Source organism: Gordonia ajococcus (assembly GCF_012974285.1).
In the GTDB taxonomy this organism is placed as follows: domain Bacteria; phylum Actinomycetota; class Actinomycetes; order Mycobacteriales; family Mycobacteriaceae; genus Gordonia; species Gordonia amicalis.
In genome coordinates this window covers 3939114-3961975 of the sequence record NZ_CP052884.1, presented here as the reverse complement: position 1 = coordinate 3961975, position 22862 = coordinate 3939114, and the positions used below count along the sequence as shown (strand labels likewise).

Below are 22862 nucleotides of genomic sequence, written 5' to 3'. Positions count from 1 at the left end.
CCACACCCGCTCGTCGTGCGTGATCGCGGGCATTGGATATGCTCCGACGACGGGATCATCACCGCAGTGTGTGGTGGCGGAATGTTGGAGCTCGAAGGTGATGTTCGCGTTTTCGGAGATCGGCGCGGCCGCGTTGCGCGGAACCACCTGGGTCGACCTGTTTCCGTGGCTCGACACCTACGAGTCATCGGACGCTGCGCACCTCGAAGCCCTCGTGCCGAACGTCCCTGACTGGTGGATCGCCGATTCCCCGCGCGAGACCGCGGCGGACACCTCACTCGACGAACTGGTCGCCGGCCTGGCACGTCTGGCCGTCCGTCGGCACCGAACCGCGACCTTCGGCGAACTCGCGCCGGGGATCGACCCGTCGGCGAGCCTCGTCGCACTGCGTCTGGGTCCGCGAGCCGAGACCGTCGTGCGGAGACTCACCGACCGGGACCGGGTGGAGGGCTTGTTGTCGACGACCGTCGGGTCGTTGTTCGACCTCAGGGGCACGAGTCCAGAGACCGTGCAGGACGTCGCCACCGGCGTCCTGGGTGCCTCGATCCTGGTCGACCCCGAGGACGGTCTGCCCGAGGACGAGAACACCGTCGATCCCGTCGTCACCCAACTCGTCGACGACCTGCGGGTACTGGCGCGATGGCGTGGGCTCCGCGGTGCGCAGGACGCACCCCTGATCCGCATCGACATCGAGGACGAGACGCCCGAGCAGGTGCAGGAGGTCGCTGCGCGTATCTCGGCGATCACCGGGCGGGACTTCGCGCGCACGGTTGAGTCGAATCCGGTCGACGAACTCGAGAACCTGATCGAGCAACTCGACGAGCGCGAGACCCTTGCCCTCACCGCCTTCGTGATGGCCACCGACCCGATCACGATCGGCGAGCTGAGCGTACGGCTGCACGTGAGCAAGAGTCGTGCTTCGGGGATCGTGGCGAAGCTCAGGCAGGACCTGGCCTCGGCCTGTGAGTACGAGACCACGGCCGGCGGTCTGTTGGCGAGCATGCGAGGGCAGATCCGGCCGGTGACCCCGTTGATCAGGCTGCTCGAGATGCAGCCCGTGCTCCGGACCGAGGTCCCGTCACTGGGCGTGCCGTTGTGGCTGGCGCTCGATCGGCTCGACGACGGATTCGAGGTCACCGGGCCGTGGGCGATCGCACCGGACCTCCGTTCGGCCACCGGGCGCACGATCGTCATGCTCGAGCAGTTCGAATCCGGCAACGGGGTCGTCCCTGTCGACGATGCCGCCGAAACGCTGCAGCTGACGCCCGACGAGACACGACAGTGGTTGGAGTACTGCGGGATCCCGGTCCTCGACGACCATGTGCTGCTGTCCACCCGACGCCTCGTCGACCATGCCGCAGCAGTCCTGGAGGTGGTCGGCGGACCCGTCGACATCCGCACACTGGTCGACCTGGTCGACACCGATCGTTCCGAACAGTACGTCGCCCGCCGGCTCTCCGACGACGAACGGTTCGAGACCACCGCTTCCGGGCTGTGGCGTCTGGCCGGACGGGAAATCGCTGCCGGCGGCGTGGGGTCCGTGCCCAGGCGGCCCGCCCTCCTCGACGTCGCAGGTGAACCCGGTGCTGTCGACGGAGTCGCCGGCATGGACTCCGTCCGTCCCACGCGACGCCTCTACCGAATCGGCGACACCTGGTGCTTCCGGATGCGGGTCACCACCGAGCACCTGCGCGGATCGGGCTTCACGATTCCGGTTGGCGTGGCACAGGCATTCGGCTGCAACAGGGGTGAGACGCGTGAGCTGCGAAGTCCGCTCGGTCCACAGATGATCCGGTGGACCGGAATCAACCCGACGTGCGGGACCATCCGGCGGTTTCTGGTGGAGGAACAGGTCGCGCCCACGGACTACGTGTTCCTCACTTACTCGGCCACCGGTGGATTCGGGGTTGTTCCCTGCGTCGCGACGCTCGAAGACCCCGTCCGGGGTGCGCTGGCACTCGTCGGTGTCGCGCAGCCGGACACCGTGTCCGACAACGAGGCGGTTCCGTTGCTCGCGAGCGCGATCGGGATGGAGGCCTCCGCCAAACCCCGCCGAATCCTCAGTCGCTACCAGGCACGGGACGACGCGGTCGCCACTCTGCTGGAGTCTGCGTGGACGGTGGCCGTTCGATGACCGCAGAATCGGCGGAAACCCCGACCATCCGCGCGCTCGGGCTGCACCACACCCTGCTCACGGCAGTGGCCGATCTGATCGACAACAGCGTGGATGCCGGGGCGCAGCATGTGCTGGTGCGGTTCCTGCAGTCCGGACAACGGGTCAGCGGACTGCGGATCGTCGACGACGGACTCGGCATGGATCCGGTCACCATCGACGCCGCCATGCGGTACGGCACCCAGCGTGCCTACCGCGGGGACGAACAAGGCCACTTCGGAGTCGGTCTGAAAGCCGCATCCCTCAGCCAGGCGGACCAGGTCACGGTGTATTCGCATGCCGTACAGGGTGATCCGGTCGGCCGGCGGCTCACCGTCGAGGCTCGCCACGATGCGCCCCGGCTCGATGTCGTCGACGATGCCGACGCGGCCAGGGTGATCGACACGGCCGCACCGCGGTTCCCGTTCCGGTCGGGAACCATCGTCGAATGGCGCGGGATTCGGACCTTTCCCAACGGCGTCGCCACCGAGGAACAGGGTGCCTGGCTGGAGGTCACGGTCGCCGATCTGCAGGCGTGGCTAGGCCTGGTGTTCCACCGTCTGATCGCCGACGGCCTCACCATCACCGTCGATGTCGCCGACGAGTTGGCCGGGCGGGCCGGTGTACCAAGGTCGGTGCGGCCGGTCGACCCGTTCGGTTATCGCACCAGTGGCGGCACGGGCTATCCGAAGTCCGTGTCCGTTCTCGGCAGCGACGTGGTGACCGCACACATCTGGCCCGCACGCAGTACCTCGCCCGACTACAAACTCGATGGGCGACCCGGCCGGGATTCCCAGGGGTTCTTCGTGTATCGCAATGGCCGACTGTTACAGGCCGGTGGATGGCTGGGCGTGTTGCGTCCACGACCCGAGTGGGCGCTGGCGCGGGTTGCGATAGACATCGACCCCCTTCTGGCCGAACACATCACGATCAATCCGGAGAAGGCCGGGGTGACGCTCGACGCCACACTCGCCACGGCGCTTCACGACGCATTGGGCAACTACCTCGACGACGCGGCGGCGACCGCCGTCGCCGCGCGGCGGGTTCAGCGTCGTCCGATCACCGTGGTCGAACCGGGGACCGGGCTGCCCGATGAGGTGGCAGACGAGTTCGCGGACACCTTCACCTTCGTGGAGACCGCAGAACCCGTCCAGATCGGATGGCGGGTACTGCCGCAGGATCGCTTCTTCGAAATCGATCTCGAATCCCGTGCACTGTGGCTGAATGCGCGTCTCCGCAGGAAGCTGGGCGGCCGCCGACGTTCGAACGGCGCTGACCTCCCGGTATTGCGGACCTTGGTGTTCCTGCTGGCACAGGACATGTTCGACGCGGTGCGGCACAGTGCCAGGCAGGTCGAGCAGATCGACGCCTGGCAACGGGTGCTGATCGCTGCACTGGCTGCAGAGGATGGGGGTGACGAGTGATCGACGTGGTGATCGACGCTCTGGTGCGCGAGTTCAAGACCGATCTCGCTCCGGCTCGCTTCCTCGGTGCCGTGGCCGGACGTGTCCTGGACGCCGGCGGAGGTCCGGTCACGATGGAAGCCCTGATCGACATCATCGTCGACGACCGGGCTTCGGCGGTGCGGTCGGCCGTCCGATCGTCGCTCACACGCTGGGACGCGGAAGGAGCCGCGGAGTGGACTGCGGCAACCGCACCGCAGACCGACGGGCGTCGGACGCTGATCTACACACTCCTGGGCATTCCCGAAGTCGCTTTCGAAGCGCTCACCGCCGCGTTCCCGATCGCGGTCGGCCCCACTGTGATCGCCGCCCCGCAGCCATGGGAACCCTGGTATGTGCCCGAACGTCGTGTGGCACAGAACTTCTACTGGTCGGCCTATCGACGCGTGCTCGCCGTTAAGGGCTGGGAACCCGAGGTCATCACCGGTCTCGACGTCGCGACCACCGCCGTCGTCCAGCGTCTCGCCGATCCGACCCGTGACGAGCCCTACCAGTCCAAAGGACTTGTGGTGGGTCACGTCCAGAGCGGGAAGACCGCGAATTTCACCGGGGTGATCGCAAAGGCGATCGACGCCGGCTACCGGCTGGTCATCGTGCTGACCGGCACGATCGAGTTGTTGCGCAGTCAGACTCAGCGCCGACTCGACATGGAACTCATCGGCATGCAGAACATCGACGACGCCGAGTACGAAAATGACGAAGACTGGCATGCCGGTCGGTTCCTCGATCATGTGCTGGACCCGAACCACTCCAACGAAGCCCCGGCGATCCGCAGGTTGACCGGCCGCGTCGACGATTACCAGGCTCTGGCCAAGGGGATCGGCACCCTGCACTACGAATTCGCTGATCATTCACGGCCGCTCTTCGATCCGGTCAACCTGTACTCGAGCAACGTCCGGGTGGCGGTGGTCAAGAAGAACGCTGCCGTGCTGCGCAAACTCGTCGCCGACGTCGGGAGAATCCCGACGCCTCTGGAACAGATCCCGACCCTCATCATCGACGACGAGGCCGACCAGGCGTCGGTGAACACCCAGAATCCGAAGAACTTCGCCGCCGGCCGGATCGAACGGACCGCCATCAACGAGCAGATCTCGCGTCTACTCGACACCCTCAAACGCAGCCAGTACATCGGATACACGGCAACGCCGTTCGCGAATGTCTTCGTCGATCCCGACGACTCGGTGAACATCTTCCCGAACGACTTCATCGTGAGTCTCGACCGGCCCGAGAAGTACATGGGCGGAGCCGATTTCCACGACGCCGATCAACTCGACGACGGGGTCGAGAAAACGCCCGCGAATTCCAACGAGAAGGCGTTCGTCCGGGATCTACGTGCGCAGAGCGATGAGGATCGCACCGCCGAGATGCGGCGTGCGCTGGACTCGTTCGTCCTGGCCGGCGCGATCAAACTGTACCGGCAAAGTCGAGGTGTACCAGGGGATTTCCACCACCACACCATGCTGGTCCACGAGTCGGTGAAGCAGGCCGAGCACAAGGCGCTGGCCGACGACTTCGAAATGGTGTGGAAGAGAGCCGGGTACAGCCAGCCGCACGGATTGGCGCGGCTGGAGAACCTGTGGGACGACGACTTCCGTCGGGTGTCCGCGGTGCGAGCCGACCCGTCGACGGCAAGTCCGGCGTCATTCGGTGAGCTCGAGGTGTTCATCGGCGCGGCGTGTGACCGGATCGGTTCGGGCGTCAGCCCGGTCATCGTGGTGAACGGAGCGGCCGACAAGGACTACATCCAGGAGCCGCTGGACTTCCAGGAGCATCCCGTGTGGAAGATCTTGGTCGGCGGAACCAAGCTGAGCCGCGGGTTCACGGTGGAGGGGCTCACGACGACCTACTACACCCGGCGAACCGCGCAGGCCGACACGCTGATGCAGATGGGACGCTGGTTCGGCTTCCGCCCCGGCTACCGAGATCTGGTGCGGCTGTTCATCGGCCGGGAGGTGCCGGGACCGGGCGGCCGGATCGTGGACATGTACGAGGCGTTCGAGGCCGTCGTCGCCGACGAGGAGGAGTTCCGCGACGAACTCCGTCGGTTCAAAGGCGTGAATGAGGCCGGTGAGCCGATGATCACCCCGCGCGATGTACCACCGATGGTGTTCCAGCGGTTGCCGTGGCTGCGGCCGACCGCGACCAACAAGATGTACAACGCCGAACTGAGCTATCGCAGCGTCGGCGGCCAGAGTTTCAGCTTCACCATGCAGGCACCCCGCGGCGACGGCTCGTACAACGCCACCCATTTCGCGGCGGTGCGGCCACTGCTCGATGCCCTTGACGAGTCGGGCGAGTTCTCGTTCATCGACAAGGATTCCACGTCACGGATGTTCCATGCGCGGTACGGGATTGTCGACGCCGAGGTCGTTCTGGAGACGATCACCCGGTTCGTGTGGGATGCCAACTGGGACTTCGAACCGCATCGTCGGGCCTTCGAATCGGCGATGAAACGCGGGGCGCTGGAGGACATGGCGATCCTGCTGCCGATCCCCAAGACGAAGAAGCCTGCGACGATCGGCGACTACCCGACGGAACTTCCGCTCGTCAACCGCAAACGCGAAGAGGCTGACTATCGCACGGGTTTCACCGGAACCGCGGTGCGCGAACGCGACGCGATCGAACACATCGCGGGCAACCCGAGCAAGCTCGTCGGCGGCCGGTTGGCCGACGCGCTCCGGTCGCCCACCCGCGGAGCGATGATCCTCCTGTTCGCCAGCGATCCGCCCAAGGGGAGTCGCCACTTCAAGTCGCACAGGCGAGGCAGGGCCGATCCGCGTGACGTGGCGACCCTGTTCTCGTATGCGCTTCCGTATCTTGCTGATCCCTCCCCGAAGGTCGGGTTCACGGTACGCAAGGAAGGGGCGGGGGCAATCGTCGATGCATGACCGTATGGAAGGTAGGAATTCTCGATGGCGAAGGTGATCGCGACGATCAGCCTGAAAGGCGGTGTCGGCAAGACGACCGTGACCGCCGGGCTGGCCGAGTTCATGGCGGCGGAGTTCGGGCAGCGGGTCTTGCTCATCGATCTCGACTCGCAGATCAATCTGACCACCATGATGATCAGCGAGGAGCGATGGTTCGAGCTGAACACGAATGGCCGCACGCTGGCCACGTTGTTCTCCGACGCGATCAACGGTACCCAGTACTTCCGGCTGAACGACGCGATCGAACGGGGTGTCTCCCCGGTGAAGAAGGTGAATACCGTCGACCTGCTGGCGTCGTCCCTGGATCTCATCGAGGTCCAGGAGGAACTGAGTGCGCTGCGGGTGGAGGGGCGCGCTCGAGGCAACGGAACCCAGTTCCTGCGTGAAGCAATCGCACCGGTGGTCGACTTCTACGACTACGTGCTGATCGACTGCCCGCCGAACATCGGACCCGTCACGCTGAACGGTCTGGCCGCCGCGGATGCCTACATCATCCCGACGATCCCGGATGTGTTGTCCACGTACGGTATTCCCCAGATCCAGACCCGCGTGCGCAAGATCGGTGACGAGATCGGCCGGACGATCGTCGAACTCGGCGTGGTGATCACCAAGTACAAGGCGAACTCGGCCGTGCACCGGTCGACGGCCCTGCGTCTGCGTCGTGATCCCACCATCCAGCATGTGCTGCCCAGCTACATCAATGAGGCGAATTCCGTTGCGGCAGCTGCTGAGTTCACGCCCTACGGGACGCTCCGGGTCAAGTACGGCAATCAAGGACAGTTCGATCAGTTCCGTGGGCTGGCCATGGACGTGATGACCGAGGCGCAGGAGAAGATCCGATGAGTTCCGACGACACCCGCCGTCGAATGGAGTACCAGGCCGTCGGCGGGGCGCTCGCGCAGCTGGACGCCAAGAATCCGCAAGCCGCACAGCTCATCGCCGGACTGACCACGGTGATCATCGCGGAAGCCGAGCGGTCCTCCCGCTTCGCCGCCGCGCTGACCGGAGTCGTCGACGCATTGCGTCCGGCCGATGGTGTGCTCGGCGCAGCACCGGTGCCGGCGCCGCGGAAGCGTGCCGCGGCGCCGAAGAAGCGGGTGACGCGTCAACCGGGTGCGTTCGACCCGTTCGTCGTCTACCGCGAGAGCGGCGGGCAGGACCTGGCGGCGCGGCTTGGCGAGCTGACCATCGAGCAGCTCCGGGACATCATCGCCGAACAGGAACTCGACACCCGTAAGGAAACCGGCCGCAAGCGGAAGGCCGAGGTGCTGGTTGCCTGGATCGTCGAACGGGTCGAGGCGTCGGAGAACAAGGGGAGCGTCTTCCGGTAGGAGCCGCCGCCGGGCTCAGCGCCCGAGGATGCCGCCCAGCATCCCGCCGGCGCCGGAGCCCGCGGCCCCGCCGCCGCCCGTGCCGCCGATGAAGCCGCCCGGCGGCAGCTCCGACGGCTGCACGACGACGAAGCCCTGGCCGGAGAAGGCGAGGGTGAAACGTTCGCCGGTGCTGCGTCCCATCAGGGTGCCGAGGTTGAACGAGTCGTTGGACTTCACCGAGGTACGGAGACTCGACGACCAGGCGACCGCGGCCTGTGGGTCGGCGTAGGTCGCGGCGTCGACGTTGAGCACCACCGGGGTGCCGTCGGTGGTGATGGCGATGCGTCCGCGACCGGTGAACACGCAGTTGTACAGGCCCGCGTTGCTCATCGCGCCCGCCCCCTGGACGCGCTGGATGTCGTAGCGCAGGGTCGAGTCGAACGCCAGGACGTTCGCGCCGTTGATGGTCAGGCCGTCGGTGCCGTCGAGGTCGATGAGATGGACGTCCGACGCGGCGTTGGCGAGGAACAGGTCGCCGCGTCCGGTGACCTTCATCAGCGGGACACCCTCGCCGGTCATGGCCTGGCGCATCATCCGGCCCAGCCCGCCGGAGCCGAGGGCCTCGAAGTTGAGGTCACCCTGGTAGGCGACCATCGACCCGGTGCGGGCCATCACCTCACCCGAGAGACCGATACGGCACATCTTGCTGCCCTGCTTCTGGATTCCCTGGCCGCTGACCTCGGCGTGGGACGGGGCGAACAGATCGCTGTGCATGGGGACTCCCGTGGGTTGGGTGGTGGCCGGAGCCGGGGGCGGAGTGACGGGTGACGGCGCGGCCGCGGGTGGTGACTGTGGTTGCGAGGCGGGCGGCCACGGCTGGGGATCGGTCACCCGCGGTGGCCGGCCGGGCTCGGGTGGTGGTGCCGGGTCGTCCTCGACCTCGATGCCGAACGCCGAGACGAGACCCGCGAGCCCGGCGTCGTAGCCCTGACCGACGGCGCGGACCTTCCAGGTGTCGTTGCGGCGGTAGATCTCCAGGCAGACGACGGCGGCCTCGCTGGTGAGGCCCGTGGGCGCGAACGTGAGTTCCTCGCCGCCGCCGCTCAGCGTCGCGGTCAGCGCACCGGCGGTCGCGAAGGTGGACGGCCCGCTGCCGTCCAGGCTCGCGGCCACGACGACGGTCGTGATGTCGCGGGGTAGCGCGGCGGTGTCGACGGTGACGATGTCGACCGCCCCGGCGGACCGGTAGCCGACGCCCGGACCGGCCGGCTGGTTGTAGAAGATCAGGTCGGCGTCGGAGCGGACGCGACCGGCATCGGTGAGCAGGATCGCCGAGGTGTTGACCGGCGATGCCGAACGCACCGAGACCGTCACAGCCGACGACGGCAACGGGCGGTTCTCTCCGGCGGACAGGGTGAGCACGTCGTCCATTGTGCCAAGTCGGACGCGCGAGGGAACTGCCTGTATACCGACTGACGTCACCTGTGGGCCGTCCCGCGGCGTTCCAGGACCCACGGCACCGTGAGTTACGCGGTGTGCGTCAGTGAAGGGGCCAGTGAGTCGCGAGCTCCCGCGGATCGACACCACTTCACTCAACGTGGTCCTTGACCAACTCGTCGAGATCACCCTGCCCGCCGACGATCCCACCGGCCGTCTGACGTACGAGCAGCTGGAGTATTGGCGGTTGATCCGCAACGTGGCCGATCGCCAGATCGCCACGCACGCAGCATACCTCGACGACCTTGGCGTCGCGGAAAAGGCGGGTTCGACCACCAAGAAGCTGCTGATCGAGATGGGGTTCCCGCCCGCAGCGGCTACTCGCACCACTCGGATCGCCGACGCTCTCGGCACGCTGAGCAAGGTCGAGGCCTGCGCTGCCGATGGTCGTCTCTCGGGTGAAGTCGTCGATGCCATCGTCCGGGGCATCGCGGTGATCGAGAGACGTTCATCTGCAGCGCTTTCCGACGGCGACCGGACGATCTACGAAATCGAACTCCTCACCCAAGCCTTGTCGGGTGCCACGCCCACCGAGATTCACAGACGGCGAGACCGTGCCCTTGGCCATGGGCCGCGAACGACGACTGTTCCCGGCACGCCTGCGCAAGGCGATCATCCTGCGCGACGAGACCTGCATCAAATGCGGTGCGCCGCCGTCACATACGCAGGTCCATCACATCCAGCACTGGTCCGACGACGGTGATACCGACCTCGACAACGGGTGCCTGCTCTGTCAACGCTGCCACACCCAGGTCCACCACAACGGCTGGGACATCATGCTGGGCTTCCTCCGCCACCCGTGGCTCATCCCGCCCGCCGACGTCGATCCGCAACGGCGCGCCCTACCCGCCTACAAGCGGCGCACCATGCGACTCGACGACGCCGCCTGACTTTCGCGCAGCCGGCTTCGATACGGCTCGTCGCAAGCTCCTCGCGTACTCAACCAGCAGCGGGGTCCGCCACATGTCGGGACCGCATCTGTTCCTTGACAACTCCACAGTGTGAAGGCGCCGGAAAATCAGTGGCGCTCGTGGGCGGTGACGCCGCACCATGTTCACCGACAGTGCGTCCACGGCGATGTCCGTGGTGATTCGACGCTGCCGCAACGCAGTTCGCGTCTGTGGTGGCCGGCGGTGAGGAGGTCGTCATGACCGTGGTTCTACTGGCGATCGTGGGCGGCCTCATCCTGCTCGCGATCATCATCCGCACGGTTCTCGTCGTCGCCGGCGACGGTCGTCGGCGGGTGAGGTACCAGGACGCGTACGACACCCGGCGTCCGAGCCTCTGAGTATCAGCTGCCGGCCATCATTCGGCGCGCTTGAGTACTGCGAGGACCGTCAGCAGCAGGATCTTGACGTCGAGCCACAGCGACCAGTTCTCGATGTAGTAGTTGTCCCATTCGGCGCGGTCGGCGATCGAGGTCTGACCGCGGAGACCGTGCACCTGGGCCCAGCCGGTCACGCCGGCCTTGACCCGGTGCCGTTCGCCGTAGCGGCGGATCTGCACCTCGAACAGGGACACGAACTCGGGGCGTTCCGGGCGGGGCCCGACAAGACTCATCTCTCCGCGCACGACGTTGAGCAGCTGTGGCAACTCGTCCATCGACGTCGAACGCATGATCTTGCCGATCCTGGTGCGCCGGTCGACGCCCTCGACGCCGCCGGGGGCGTTGCCGGCCGCGGGCCGGAACTTCTCGGCCGTCGGGTCCTCGGGTCGCATCGAACGGAACTTGAGACAGTCGAAGACCCGGCCGTCGCGGCCCACACGCGGCTGGGCGAAGAAGATCGGGCCGGGGGAACTCAGGCGCACCAGCAACATGAGTGTCAGGAACACGGGCGAGATCGCGGCGAGGATCAGCGCTGCAACCACACGGTCGCCGATGTGCTTCGTCCGGAACTGCCATCCCTGCGGATTGGTGTGAGGAACCGACATCAACGGGAGGCCACCGATGTGGTCGACGCGGCTGCGTCGGCCGATGACGTCGAACATGCGGGGAACGATCCACACCTTGACCCCGTGCCGGTGTGCGATGCGGACCGACGCGGTCAATCGCTCGACGTTCGTGACCGCGAAGGCGACCACGAGGATTTCGGCATTCGTCGCCCGGATCGCCTGGTCGAGGTCGTCGACACCCCCGAGCTGAGGAACCCGGGACGCGCGTTCGTCCCGGTCACGCGGCGGTGCCCCGGCGGCCAGGACACCGACCGGCTTGAGGCCGTGCTCCGGCGCTGCGACCATGCGCCCGACCACCTGCTCGGTGACCGGTCCATCGCCGATGATCAGGGTCGGTGCCATCAGGTGTCCGTGGCGGCGGAGGTTGCGCTGAACGAGATCCCGGACCAGCCGCCCGAACGGGACCCAGAACAACGCGGAGATCCAGAGCTTCGTCGTGGCCGCGCCCGGACGTTCGTCGAGGCCGGCCAGGAGCATCAGCGACAGCAGGACCATCGCCGCGACGGTGCAACCGGTCATGACCTTGCCGACCTCGTCCAGGAATCGGCGATTGAGTCCGCGCCGGTAGATCTTTCGTAACCCGAAGACGCCCACGAGGGCGACCGGGTACAGCGCAATGGTCCAGAGTGGGGGATAGTCGGACTGGCGAAGGACGATCCACCAGATGGCGACAGCTGTGGCGATCGCCGAGGTCACGACGTCGATGGAAACCGTGATGGCGGTACTGAGCGGATCATCGCGCACCAGGTCGCCGAGTGAGCGCCGAGAATCAGGGGAGTCGGCAGGCCTGCCCGACCTGGGCAGCGCCTCGACCTCCGAGGTATGGGTAGCCAAGTCCACTCCATCGATGAACGGCCCCCCGGTCACCGCCAATTGTAAAGGTGGCTAACGGAAACATGCGACTCGGCCTCACATTTGCCGGCGAGTCGCGCTCAGTCGCGGAACACGGCTTCCCTCACCACCACCGACAGATCGGTGAGCAGGGCGATGTCGGTCGACGACCAGTGGTGCGGTTCGGTATCCCAGACGCAGAAGGTACCGATGACGTGTCCGTCGCCCGCGTGCAGCGGAATGCCGAGGTAGGAGGCCACCTCGCCGTTGCGTGCGGTCGAGTGCTCGGACAGGACCGGATGGTCGGCGATGTCGTCGATCACCAGCATTGCGTCACTCACAACGGGGTAGACGCACAGAGAGTCCAGCAGCGGCCGCGTACCCTTGTGCCCCGGCTTTCCGGACTGCCAGGCGATCGACGCGTTGGTCTGTCCTTCGGCGGTGACCACGTTGAGTGCCGCGTAGGCGACGCCAAGCGCATTGATCGTCAGGCTGATCGCGTCATCGACGGCCGGATGTGGCTGACCGGAGAGAAGCCCCGATTCCTCGATGGCTCGCACGCGGGCCGGGTCGGACAGCAGTTCGCGTAATGCCGCCGCGGTCTTCTCATCTGCCCCTCGAACCGCGTCGAAGATGGCCGACATGGTCGAGTCGCCCGGGACGCCCAGTACCGACGACAGTCGATCTGCGGACGCGTCCGCTTCGCGGTCGTCCGCCTCGTTCGGGTTGGTGTTCATGAGAGGTCTCCACTTCGCGAGCCACACCGCGCTTGCCCCGACGGCGGGTGGTGGGTCATCGACAGTCGTTCCGGACGGGATCCCCGTTCGACACGGCCTTCACCCAGTCTGCTGTTTTCGAGCCGACGTCGAGTATGCCGTGCGATTGCCCCCTGACGATCACCGTGTTGATCACATCACCTCGAGCGCAGGCCTGCTCTATCGCGCCCGCGGTCCACGACGGACGGATCACCTTGTCCTCGGAGCTGTAGGAGATCAGCATCGGAGCGCTCGCCCGACCCTGCGGCAGACTCGCCTCACCCAGCCACCCCCGCAGTCGTTCGGTGGCAGCGGCGTCGATCGGACGGTAGTCGGGGGGTTCCGTGATCTCGACGATGTCCTGTTTCTGCACCCGCGCGGCGTCGTTGCATTCGAGGAAGACCCGGAACGTGTCGCGGATGGGACCGCGGAGGTAGTCGTCGATGTTCAGTTCCGGGTGGACCGTCTTCAGTCCCGTCAGGATGACCGGAAGGAACGCGATCTGATCCGGTGTCAGCGTGCCGGCCGCCATGGAGTCGGCGAGGGGCCGGATGTCGAGTGCCGGACTCATGCTGACCGTCCCCATCAGGTTCAGTCCGTCGCCATAGGAATCGGCGATCTCGTTCGCCCGGAACACCGCGTGCGCACCTTGGGACACACCGAATCCCCACCAGTCGTCGGTGGTGTCGTGGACGATCGAGCGCACTGCGCGCACCGAGTCGATGATGTTGCGTGCGGCAACCGTGGGTTCGAGGTAGGCGTGATCACCCGGGGTGCCCAGACCCTGGTAGTCGGTCTGCACGACCACGAATCCCTGCTCGAGGAGGGTGGCGACGAGATCGACGGTGCCGAGCAGGTTGCCGTAGAACGACGGTGCGCAGTTGTTCGCGACGCCGGTCGTCGGGTGACCGAGCGCGATGACGGGCCAGCCGCCGGCGGGGGCCGTTCCACGGGGCACGAATGCGGCCGCCGACACAGGCACCAATTCGCCGGTGACGGGATGCTCCGAGCGATACCGGAAACGCAGCGCGCGCTCGGCGATCTTGGCCAGTGAGCGGTACTCGCTGGTGTCGGAGGCCGTGCCGATGACGTCGCCGGGCGATGCCCCCTCCGGCACCGTGCTCCCGGACGGGCCGGACTCGGAGGAGCCATCGGTGGCGCAGGACGTCCCGGTGAGGGCGACCAGCAGGGTCGTGAGGAACAGGACGGTCGAGATGATTCCCGAGCGCAACGGTGAGGATGTTCCCGAGCGCAGGGGTGAGGATCTTCCCGAGCGGAGCGATCGTGGGCCACGGAACCTGGGGCCGGGTGCACTCATGATCGGGTGAGGAGCCGTTCGAAAAGCGACACCGGATCGTCGCAGAGGTGCTGCTGGGCGGCTTCGATCAGGGCGGGGTCGATGAAGGCGCGGTAGAAGGTGGTGGTGAGAGAGCGGACCCCGCCGATCTCGCTGACGAAGGTGGTCGCCGCATCCGGACCGTCCGGTTCGAGGGAGGCATAGAGGTGGTGCGACGGCGCGGTCGGGTCCCAGTCGACGTCGTCGAACATGTCGATCCGCCCCATGTCGCTGACCGAGAGACGCAGTCGGTCGGGCACCTGGACGTCGTCGGATGCCCCCGGCTCGATCCCGGCCCCCGACTTGTGTAGCAGGCCGCGGAGTTCCGCCGAGGCCAGGATGGCGGCCGGCCACCCGGAACCGGCGACCGCGCGGATGCGGTCGCCGACCTCGGGCGGCGTCGCCCCGTCAGGGACTCGGATCGGGATGCCGACGGCGAGGTTGCCGTGATCCGCGGCGTGCGTGGGGTCGAGGTAGCGCCGGCAGTCGAACAGCACTTGCGTGCGATCGTCGATCGAGACGCCCTGCGCGGTGACGGCCGCACGCCACAGTGCAACGGTCACGGCGGCCGAGGACGCCTTCATCCCGCTGTCGGCGACCGCGGCGCGTAGTGCGCGTGCCCGGTCGGCGGGCATCGAGGTGGCCACGACGTGGCGCGTGGTGCGCCAGTCCGACAGCGAACGGGTGGGGCCCGCCGGAGCGCCGGCCGCGTTCGCCGCGCGCAGGCGGGCGATCTCGCGCAGCCGTCCGGGGTTGCGCAACAGGTGCCTGCGGGCGGCGTGCCACGCCGAGTTCGCCGGCAGTGACCGTTCCAGGTTGGCTGCCATCGCGGCCTCGTCGCGGCCGGCCAGCCCGGCGAACTGCTCCAGACCGACCCGGCCGTCGCCGATCCCGTGGCTGTGTTCGAGAACGAGCCAACTCCCGCACAGCAGATACTCGGGGCGTCCCGCCGGTACCGGAGCGTTCCGCAGCCGTGTCAGGATCTCGCCGGGGGACAGCTCGGCCAGATCGGGCCGCACCGAGATGGGGATCGGCGAGACGTCGTGGGCCCACGTCTTCGACGCCGGGTCGGGGACGACGGTGAGGCGCGAGGTCGGGGTCAGCGCGGGTGCGAGGCGCTCGCGGATGCGGTCGGCGTCGAGTGAGGCCAGTGGACCGGTCATCGCGATCGTGCGAGACGTCGCGAGGGCGCGATCGAGGACCGTCGAACGCGTCGTGTCAGATTGCGGCACCGACGACCTCCCGCATCTCGGCGCGGAAGCGTTCCCGGCGGAATCGTTCGGCCCACGCCCGTATCTCGGTGCGGTCGTAATCGGCGACGGCGAAGTCGCGCATGGCTGCGGCGAACCGGTCGACGATGTCGTCGTCGGAGCCGGGTTCGACGAGGAGTCCGGTCGACCCGGGGACGACGGTGTCCAGCGCCCCGCCCTCGCCGAGAGCGATGACCGGCGTGCCCGTGGCCATGGCCTCGACCGGCACGATCCCGAAATCCTCGATGCCGGGCATCAGGACGGCACGCGCGCTGCGGTGCAGGTTCAGGAGCGTCTCGTGGGGAACCCGCCCGAGGAAGGTGGTCTTCGGGCCGGCCAGTTCACGGCACTGCTGCATGGCGCGGCCGTCTCCGGCGACCACCAGCCGGACATCGGCTTTCGCGGCAGCGGCGATGGCGAGGTCGGGACGTTTGTAGGGCACCAGGCGCCCGGCGAGGAGGTAGAAGTCCTCGCGTTCCACTGCCGGATCGGGGGTGAATCCATCGAGGTCGACGGGTGGGTGGACGACGATCGCGTCGCGGTCCCAGTGTTCGCGGATACGTGCCGCCACGGCCGTGGAATTCGCGACCACGGTGTGGAGTTCCGGTGCGGCTGCGACCTCACATCGGCGCGCGACGACCGACAGGGCCGACAGTATCGCGGCACCGGCAGCTCCGCCGCCTTCGCCTGCGCGCAGCGACGGGTCCCAGGCCCACCGGGCGGGACTGTGAACGTAGGCGATGACGGGTGCGTCGGTGGCGAACACCGACTGTGTCGCGAACGCGTGGTGGCTGGCCACGATCGCCGATGCGTCCCGGAGATGCATGTGGCGGAAAGCCCACGGCATCAGGGGAAGCAACGGGGCGTAACTGCGTTCGTGGAGCAACCGGTAGGCGCGGTTGAGTGGCGTGGTGATCGGGGGATCGGTCAGACCCGCCGGGATCCCTTCGGCGCGGGCGATGGGTGCGTGGACCTCGACCTCGCGCCACGTCGCGGCGAGCTGCTCGACGACGTGTTCGGATCCGGCGATCTCGGTGAGCCGTTCGTGGACGACGGCGATGCGATCACCGGGCATGGTCACCCATGTCCCACGTGGTGCCGTTCCGGTTCGGGGAGAACGGCTCCTGAGGACGAGGGTCCCGCGGGGACGCGTCCAGCGGGGACACGCGGAACCGGTCGGAGTCGAACGGCCGACCGTGCGAGTGCCGGTGGGCCGGCGTGCGTGGCGGGTGGGACGGCACCGCCGTCGTGGCCACGTCGCCGCTGGGGAAGGGATCGACGTGGGCTCGCGGTGTGTGGACATCGACACCGGGACCCGGTGGTGGACCGTCGTCGGCCAGAGTGTCGTCGGCTCCGACGGGAGGACGTCGCAGTACGACGAGGTGACGGTTGATGCCGATCTCGGCGAACTGGGCGAGCGCCCGCTCGGCGAGTGACCGGTCGGTGCCGGCGGTCGAGATGGTGACCACTGCGAGCGCGAGGTCACCCGGATCGACACGCTGCCACCACGGTTCGGTGAGCGGGAGCCGTTCGAGACGCATCGGATGTCCCGCGGCGTCGTCGGCGGGCGGGGCGGTCCGGTCGACGAGGCCGTCCGCATCCACACCGGAGCCGGTCAGGATGAGCGCGACCTGTGCGCGTCGGTGTCGTTGGGCGAGCGCGGGCAGCACGGTGTCCGGCAGTCCTGGGCCGGCAGTGGCGTCGTCGTAGGAGAGCTGCGCCCCGTACTTGTGGGCGATTCTCCTCGCCCAGATGGGATTCGGTGTCCGCCCGGCTCTGCCCCGGATCAGTACGAGCAGTTCGGCGGCGAGGATGGTTGCGGCGATGGCGGCCACGGCACCTTCCTGCGTCGGATTCGGGGCGATCGGTTTCGCGCCCGCCGAGGGGGCGGCGAGGATCGCGAGGCTGTCGGTCGAGGAGTTCTGCAGGCGGGTCAGTTGTGAGTTGAGGTCCGCCAGGGTGGCATTGGACTCCGCTTTGGAGTCGCCCCGATCGGGCAGCGCGCGGTTTCGTGCCCGCTCGGCGGTGATCTGGGCGCGAAGCTGGTCGACGACCCGGCTGATGTCGCGGGCGTGGTTGGAGATCGCAGCCGCCGAGATCGCGGTCACCATGGCGCGTGCCACGTTCTCGGCCTGTTCGGATGAGGGTGCCGTCGCGGTGAACAGCAGCAGCGAGGGCGTCGTACCCGGTCCGGTGGTGACGTGCTCGCGGAGTTCGGTGGTGTCCCAACCGGTGTCGACCTGGGTCAGGACCTGCTGGAGCACGTTCTCGTCGGTCGAGAGCGCGATGAACGGGGCACGCATCTGCTCGATGTAGGCGTCCCCCGGGATGATGTCGCCGGACGGGGTGATCTCGGCGACCACGGTCGCCGAGTACTCCTTGGGTACGAGCGCGGTGCGCAGACCGAACACGCACGCGCCGACGAGCAGGCCGATCAGAATGGCGGGCAGGGCGACACGGGCGAGATCGCGGAAATGCCCGAAGAGATCGACCGACGGTGGCGCGTCGCGGCGTCCGGCGGAGTCCAGACTGGAGGTCACACATCTCTCCTGTGGTGTTGGGTGCCCCCCGGCGGTCGCCGCCCGATGATCTTGCCGTCGGTCGACTTTCGGTTCACTTTAGCTAACGACCTGCCCTCACGTGTGACGTGACGTCTAGCGCGAGTCCAGAAAGGTGTACGCGTGCTTGGGCGACCAGTCGCGGCGCACCAGGCCGAAGTTGTGTTCCAGGTTGTTCGGGTCGGTCCCCGCGTCGCGCAGGGAGTAGACGAACAGCGGTCCGAGCCACGACGCATCGTTCTGCGCGCCGATCGCGATCTGGATGCTCTGGGCCTGGATCTCCTCGGACACCGCGTTGGTCCCGCTGCCGGTGGGGGCGCCGAACTCGGTCATCCAGATCTTCTTGTCGCCGTCCCCCGCCGCGACCATCACGTCGCGCATGTCCCACATCCGTGCGGCCGTGCTCCACGATGCCGCGGCCGGATCATTGGGGAGCGCCGGATAGGTGTAGGGGTGCACACTCAGCGCGTCGAAGGATCGGTTGAATCCGCCCTGATAGAGGTTGCGGACGAAGGTCAGCGGTGCGATGTCGCGACCGTTGTCGGTCCCGGGGGCGAGACCGCCCGAGATCACCGCCGCCTCGGGGACGGCCCGCTTGATGGCGGTGTAGGACGCCGCGAGGAGTCGCCCGTACTCGGTGGTGTTGGACCGGGGCAGCCAGTAGTTGGCGAGGTTGGGCTCGTTCCAGATCTCCCACACCGCGATCGACTGTGAGTAGCGCTGGGCGGCCGCCGCGGCGAAGGAAGCGAACAGGTTGGGGTCGGCGGGCCGGTAGTGGGAGTTGCGCGGGAAGTCGAGCGGCCGTGCGGCCCAGAGCGGGGTGTAGGTGGCCAGACCGACCGGACACATGCCGTGGGCGACGACGGCATTCACCACTCGGTCGATGGGCGCCCAGTTGCGCTGGCCGCGACGGGGTTCGACGACCGACCAGTCCACGTCGATCCGAACCGCCCACATGTCGAGCTCCTTGGCGAGCGACAGTTCCCGGTTCAGGTCGGCGTCCGACGCGGCGAGTATCGAGGCTCCGGGCGAGGCCGCCACCTTGTGGCTGCCGCTCGACAACGCACAGGTGGTCGGCGCCGAGTGGGCGTCGCTGCGCACCCACACGATGCCGGCGAGGGTCGCGAGCAGGACGCAGGTGAACGCCAGCACTGACCGGGAGGTCTTCCGTCGGCGGGAGAGGGACTGGTTCATGGGCAGCCTATCTAGGAAGGAGTGCAGTGCGCGCCACCTCTGTGTCGTCGTCATGACGACAACTCGTGCAGCATAAGCGGCAACGTGACGGATTTGTCGTGTTTGGTGCTGATCCGGTCACGGGCCTGCGCGGTCATTGCTCGCCGGAGGTCCGCATCGTCGAGAACTCGTGTGATGGCCGCGGCCAATGCTGGCGCGTCAGACGGTGGAACAAGGATTCCGGCGCCCCCGCGGAGGAACTCGGTCGTGCCGCCGTGATCGGTGCCGATGACCGGTTTCCCGTAGGCCATCGCCTCGAGCACCGAGAGCGGACCGGCTTCGGGGGTCACGCTGGCCGACACGACGACATCCCACCGCTCGAGCGCGGCCTGCGGATCGGTGTGACCGAGAAATCGCACGCGACCGGCGAGATCGGGTCGTCCGGCACGCTCGTGCAGGAATGCGACGTGGTCGGCGTCCCCGGGGAAGGACCCGCCGGCGAACTCCAGTTCGACTCCGGGGAGTGAGGCGACGGCCTCGAGCAGGACCGCGTGACCTTTCCACGGGGTGAGCAGCGCGAGGATTCCGACGACGGGCGGGTCGTGGAGTTCGGTCGACAGTGCGGGTACCGGCCACCGGACCCCGTTGTGTGCCACCACCGTGGGCAGGCCCATCGCCGTCAGCGGCGCCGCGGTTGCCTCGGACACCGCCACCGCACGGCGGATCGCCGGCGCGCCGAGACGCACCACCGCACGCTGACGCCCGGTGGACAACGTGTCGTGCACCAGCCACGACGCCCGGTCGTGAGGACTCGCGACCCGTGCCGCGGGCAAGGCGAACAGGGAGTTCACGATCGTCGTGGCGTCGTGCCGGGTGATGCGGCGGAGGATGCGTCCGGCGCGAACCCAGTCCACCAGGAGACGCGAGGCCCCGGCCAGACGGCGGAGCCCGCGTTCACCGCTCAGCCCGAGCGGTGGGATCGGCACGTGCTGCACACCGTCCGGCAACCGGTCGGGCAGGGGGCCGTCGGGACACACGACGACCACCCGCCGGCCGCGCTCGAGCGCGACGTCGATGAGGTCGAGCATCACCTTCTCCGCCCCCGACACCTGCCCGGTGTGTGCGACGAAGACGAATGTGCCGGTGGACATCACTGGTTCTGTCATCGCATCACCTTTGTGTGGCGGCCGGCAGGAAGGGTGGTCAGCCGTAACAGGGCGGCCGCGGGCAGGGCGACGACAAGCGCGGCCATGACGGACACGACGGGCCACGGCACCGGGTCGACGGCCCAGACACCGACGACGCAGACGGCGGCGGTGAGCAGCGCCAGCGCGATGAGTGCACCGAGGGGCAACAACTCGGCGACGGGCAGCGTCCGGGCCACGACGACCCACAGAGCCACGGCGCACACGCCGAAGGTGATCACGGTCGTGATCGCCGCGCCGGTGTAGGAGTACCGCGGGATCAGCACCACGTTGAGGGCCACGTTGAGAGCGAGGCCGGCGACCGCGATCCATGGATACCGTCTCGCGGATCCGGTGGCGGCGAGGAGGAATATCCCGAGTACGACGAAGGCCATGATCGCGGCACCCAGCACCAGGAACCGTGCGGCGTCGGCTCCGTCGACGAAGCGGCGGCCGTAGAGGAGTTCGATGATCTGTCCGGCGCTCGGCCAGAACGCCGCCACCGTGACGGCGCCGGCCGCGCCGAAAGCGATCGCTGCGCTTCGGCATTGCCGGCGGAGTTCGGCCGGACGGTGCGGCCAGGCCGCCACCAGCAGTGTGCTGATCGGGCCGACGGCAGCGAGGATCAGCGTGTCCATGATGTCGGAGAACTTGTAGCCGATGCTGTAAATGCCCACCGCGTCGAGCGAGTCGAGCAGGCTCAGCAACAGCACGTCGATCTTCTGCAGTGCGATGGTCAGCGCGAACCCGATCGCCAGTGGCAGGGCGTCGGCGAGCATCGGTTTCCACCGTGACCACTCGACGACCCGGGACGGCCGCAGCCCCGACGATCGGCGTGCGATCCCGGCCACCTTCACGACCAGCGCGAAGATCTCGTTGGCGACGGGCGCGAGGACGAACACCAGCAGCCAGGGTGCGGCGAACGCCGCCGCGATGGTGATCGCGAGTTGCAGCACCTGGCCGAGACTTTCGGCGATCGCGGTGAGGACCAGGCGATGCCGGCTCTGGAAGATGACCGTCAGCGCCTGTCCGGGCGTGGCGAACACGACGACGAGTCCGGCGACCGCGGTGGCCCGGATGACCTCGCCCGGATACTGCAGCACTACGACATAGAGGACGGCCAGCACGTACCCGACGAGTCCGAGGAGTACCCGCAACGCGATGAAGGCGGACGAGGTCCGGGCGACGTCCTCGGCGTCGTCGGAGATGAGCCGGGCCATCACGGCACGGCCCACGCCGAGGTCGGTGAAGATCGCGGTCAGCCCGAGGAGTGCGAACACGAACGAGTAACTGCCCCAGTCCTCCGGGGACAGCGTGCGCGCGATGATGACGCTGCCCGCCCAGCCGAGCGCGGCGATCACGATGCGGCTCAACAGCATCGCCGCGGTGGCCCGGGTGGCCGCCTTCGCGTCCGACGCCGGATGAGGTACTGACGGTTCGGGTGGTTCCATCGCCAACCGCTCGATCTCGACGTCGGAGGGCAACGGCCCGGTGACGTCCGGGCTCACTGCGAGCCACCCGGGGGCGGGGCCGCGGCGGGCAGATCGATGCCGGCCGCGCGGTAGGCATCGACCGTGCGTCGGGCGGTGGTGCCCCAGCTCAGCGATGCCCCGACCCGGGTGCCCGCGTCCACCAGCCCGCAGCGGGTCTCGGGGTCCCGGACGAGGGGTTCGAGGGCGCGGACCCAGTCGTCCTCGTCGTGTCGTTCCACGAGCACGGCCCCGTCGCCGACGACCTGGGGAAGTGCGCCGACGGCGCTCGCGACAACGGCACCACCACAGGCCATCGCCTCCACCGGCGGTAGCCCGTACCCCTCGTAGAACGACGCATACGCGGTCACGGTGGCTGCGGCGTAGAGCCCGGGGAGGTCTTCGACGTCGACGTATCCGAGGCCGATCGCCGACGACGGGGCGTCGGGTCCGGTTGACCCGGCGCCGCCGAGAACACACGGGATGTCGAGCCGGCGCGCGGCGGCCGCGACCAGTGCCACGTTCTTCCGCGGCTCGACCGTGCCGATCTGCAACACGAAACGGTCGGGCAGTTCGTATTTCGTGCGGACACGCTCGATGTCCGCGGCGGCGGGCGGGTGCGCCCAGTCCGCGGGCGCGAGTTCGGTGACGTGGGCGTCGCGCCCACAGACGTCGTGGATGCGTTCGGCGGTGAACTCGGAGACCGCGATCAGAACGTCTGCCCGCCGCAACGTGGTGCGGACCAGGACGGATTCGCCTGTGGCGCGGAACCTGCTCGACGCCGACGGCATGTCCAGTACCGACATGTCGTGCACGGTCGCCACGGTCGTCGTCGGCCCCGCGACGGGGAGGTCGACGTCCAATCCGTGGAACACCCCACCGCGTCGGGTGGGCAGCACACCGTGGATCGCGCGTCGGACGCCGTCGGCCACCGGGCGACGCAACGGGGTGATCGACGCGGGCAACTCGCCGGTGGCGTCCTCCTGGACGATCGCCGCCAG

Annotated in this window: 17 protein-coding genes and 1 pseudogene; 7 read left to right on the top strand and 11 right to left on the bottom strand. The window is 67.9% G+C overall.

Translation table 11 applies throughout. The features are described 5' to 3' along the window. The first annotated feature begins 100 nt into the window (after positions 1 to 100). Genes GAA2_RS18105 through GAA2_RS18085 form a run of 5 tightly spaced genes read left to right on the top strand, consistent with a single transcriptional unit; the run spans position 101 to position 7873 of the window. Positions 101 to 2134 carry a hypothetical protein gene (locus tag GAA2_RS18105; RefSeq protein WP_096275001.1) on the top strand — a complete coding sequence of 678 codons (2034 nt, stop codon included), beginning with the start codon at positions 101 to 103 and terminating at the stop codon, positions 2132 to 2134. Further along, positions 2131 to 3576 (top strand): ATP-binding protein, encoded by a 1446-nt coding sequence (locus GAA2_RS18100; RefSeq protein WP_096275000.1) that lies wholly within the window; start codon positions 2131 to 2133, stop codon positions 3574 to 3576. The genes GAA2_RS18105 and GAA2_RS18100 overlap by 4 nt, the downstream gene beginning before the upstream one ends. Next, entirely contained in the window at positions 3573 to 6503 is a 2931-nt protein-coding gene (locus GAA2_RS18095; RefSeq protein ID WP_096274511.1) for a Z1 domain-containing protein, read from the top strand. Before GAA2_RS18100 ends, GAA2_RS18095 begins: the two co-directional genes overlap by 4 nt. A gap of 24 nt (positions 6504 to 6527) precedes the next feature. Continuing rightward, a complete protein-coding gene (locus tag GAA2_RS18090; protein ID WP_096274508.1) occupies positions 6528 to 7385 on the top strand; it encodes a ParA family protein in 858 nt (285 codons plus the stop codon). Continuing rightward, entirely contained in the window at positions 7382 to 7873 is a 492-nt protein-coding gene (locus tag GAA2_RS18085) for a hypothetical protein (protein WP_096274506.1), read from the top strand. Before GAA2_RS18090 ends, GAA2_RS18085 begins: the two co-directional genes overlap by 4 nt. Positions 7874 to 7888: 15 nt before the next feature. Here the strand turns inward: GAA2_RS18085 and GAA2_RS18080 are convergent, their stop codons facing one another. After that, positions 7889 to 9286, bottom strand: coding sequence for an AIM24 family protein (locus GAA2_RS18080; protein WP_096274504.1), 1398 nt, complete (start codon positions 9284 to 9286; stop codon positions 7889 to 7891). Between the two features lie 124 nt (positions 9287 to 9410). Between GAA2_RS18080 and GAA2_RS18075 the strand changes: the two are divergent. Next, positions 9411 to 10242: pseudogene (locus GAA2_RS18075) on the top strand (HNH endonuclease). A 257-nt stretch (positions 10243 to 10499) separates the two neighbouring features. Next, a complete protein-coding gene (locus tag GAA2_RS18070; RefSeq protein ID WP_191834497.1) occupies positions 10500 to 10640 on the top strand; it encodes a hypothetical protein in 141 nt (46 codons plus the stop codon). Between the two features lie 17 nt (positions 10641 to 10657). On the opposite strand, the gene GAA2_RS18065 is transcribed toward GAA2_RS18070, so the two are convergent. From GAA2_RS18065 to GAA2_RS18020, 10 genes are all read right to left on the bottom strand, one after another. Beyond that, complete coding sequence (locus tag GAA2_RS18065) at positions 10658 to 12139, bottom strand: sugar transferase (RefSeq protein ID WP_024497716.1); 1482 nt, start codon at positions 12137 to 12139, stop codon at positions 10658 to 10660. Positions 12140 to 12237: 98 nt separating this feature from the next. Then, the gene (locus GAA2_RS18060) at positions 12238 to 12873 is read right to left on the bottom strand and encodes a GAF domain-containing protein (protein ID WP_035760271.1); all 636 of its coding nucleotides are present in this window, start codon (positions 12871 to 12873) and stop codon (positions 12238 to 12240) included. Between the two features lie 55 nt (positions 12874 to 12928). Beyond that, positions 12929 to 14122, bottom strand: a complete 1194-nt coding sequence (locus GAA2_RS18055; protein ID WP_232513011.1) for a lipase family protein — start codon at positions 14120 to 14122, stop codon at positions 12929 to 12931. A gap of 83 nt (positions 14123 to 14205) precedes the next feature. After that, on the bottom strand, positions 14206 to 15459 hold the full coding sequence (locus GAA2_RS18050; RefSeq protein ID WP_159404912.1) for a hypothetical protein: 1254 nt from the start codon (positions 15457 to 15459) through the stop codon (positions 14206 to 14208). Then, complete coding sequence (locus tag GAA2_RS18045; protein ID WP_006434627.1) at positions 15446 to 16552, bottom strand: glycosyltransferase; 1107 nt, start codon at positions 16550 to 16552, stop codon at positions 15446 to 15448. Before GAA2_RS18045 ends, GAA2_RS18050 begins: the two co-directional genes overlap by 14 nt. Continuing rightward, on the bottom strand, positions 16542 to 18017 hold the full coding sequence (locus tag GAA2_RS18040; RefSeq protein ID WP_006434625.1) for a hypothetical protein: 1476 nt from the start codon (positions 18015 to 18017) through the stop codon (positions 16542 to 16544). The genes GAA2_RS18045 and GAA2_RS18040 overlap by 11 nt, the downstream gene beginning before the upstream one ends. A gap of 114 nt (positions 18018 to 18131) precedes the next feature. Then, positions 18132 to 19229 (bottom strand): cellulase family glycosylhydrolase, encoded by a 1098-nt coding sequence (locus GAA2_RS18035; RefSeq protein ID WP_040004491.1) that lies wholly within the window; start codon positions 19227 to 19229, stop codon positions 18132 to 18134. A gap of 50 nt (positions 19230 to 19279) precedes the next feature. After that, positions 19280 to 20374 (bottom strand): glycosyltransferase family 4 protein, encoded by a 1095-nt coding sequence (locus GAA2_RS18030; protein WP_159404911.1) that lies wholly within the window; start codon positions 20372 to 20374, stop codon positions 19280 to 19282. After that, the gene (locus GAA2_RS18025; RefSeq protein WP_191834496.1) at positions 20371 to 21900 is read right to left on the bottom strand and encodes a flippase; all 1530 of its coding nucleotides are present in this window, start codon (positions 21898 to 21900) and stop codon (positions 20371 to 20373) included. Before GAA2_RS18025 ends, GAA2_RS18030 begins: the two co-directional genes overlap by 4 nt. Beyond that, positions 21897 to 22862: a glycosyltransferase gene (locus GAA2_RS18020; protein WP_191835024.1), complete on the bottom strand. Its 966-nt coding sequence runs from the start codon at positions 22860 to 22862 to the stop codon at positions 21897 to 21899. Before GAA2_RS18020 ends, GAA2_RS18025 begins: the two co-directional genes overlap by 4 nt.

Bases quoted from the DNA above. Each gene is read 5' to 3' on its own strand.
- GAA2_RS18105 (WP_096275001.1), top strand. From the start codon at position 101: ATGTTCGCGTTTTCGGAGATCGGCGCGGCCGCGTTGCGCGGAACCACC.
- GAA2_RS18100 (WP_096275000.1), top strand. From the start codon at position 2,131: ATGACCGCAGAATCGGCGGAAACCCCGACCATCCGCGCGCTCGGGCTG.
- GAA2_RS18090 (WP_096274508.1), top strand. From the start codon at position 6,528: ATGGCGAAGGTGATCGCGACGATCAGCCTGAAAGGCGGTGTCGGCAAG.
- GAA2_RS18085 (WP_096274506.1), top strand. From the start codon at position 7,382: ATGAGTTCCGACGACACCCGCCGTCGAATGGAGTACCAGGCCGTCGGC.
- GAA2_RS18080 (WP_096274504.1), bottom strand. From the start codon at position 9,286: ATGGACGACGTGCTCACCCTGTCCGCCGGAGAGAACCGCCCGTTGCCG.
- GAA2_RS18070 (WP_191834497.1), top strand. From the start codon at position 10,500: ATGACCGTGGTTCTACTGGCGATCGTGGGCGGCCTCATCCTGCTCGCG.
- GAA2_RS18060 (WP_035760271.1), bottom strand. From the start codon at position 12,873: ATGAACACCAACCCGAACGAGGCGGACGACCGCGAAGCGGACGCGTCC.
- GAA2_RS18045 (WP_006434627.1), bottom strand. From the start codon at position 16,552: ATGCCCGGTGATCGCATCGCCGTCGTCCACGAACGGCTCACCGAGATC.
- GAA2_RS18035 (WP_040004491.1), bottom strand. From the start codon at position 19,229: ATGAACCAGTCCCTCTCCCGCCGACGGAAGACCTCCCGGTCAGTGCTG.
- GAA2_RS18030 (WP_159404911.1), bottom strand. From the start codon at position 20,374: ATGACAGAACCAGTGATGTCCACCGGCACATTCGTCTTCGTCGCACAC.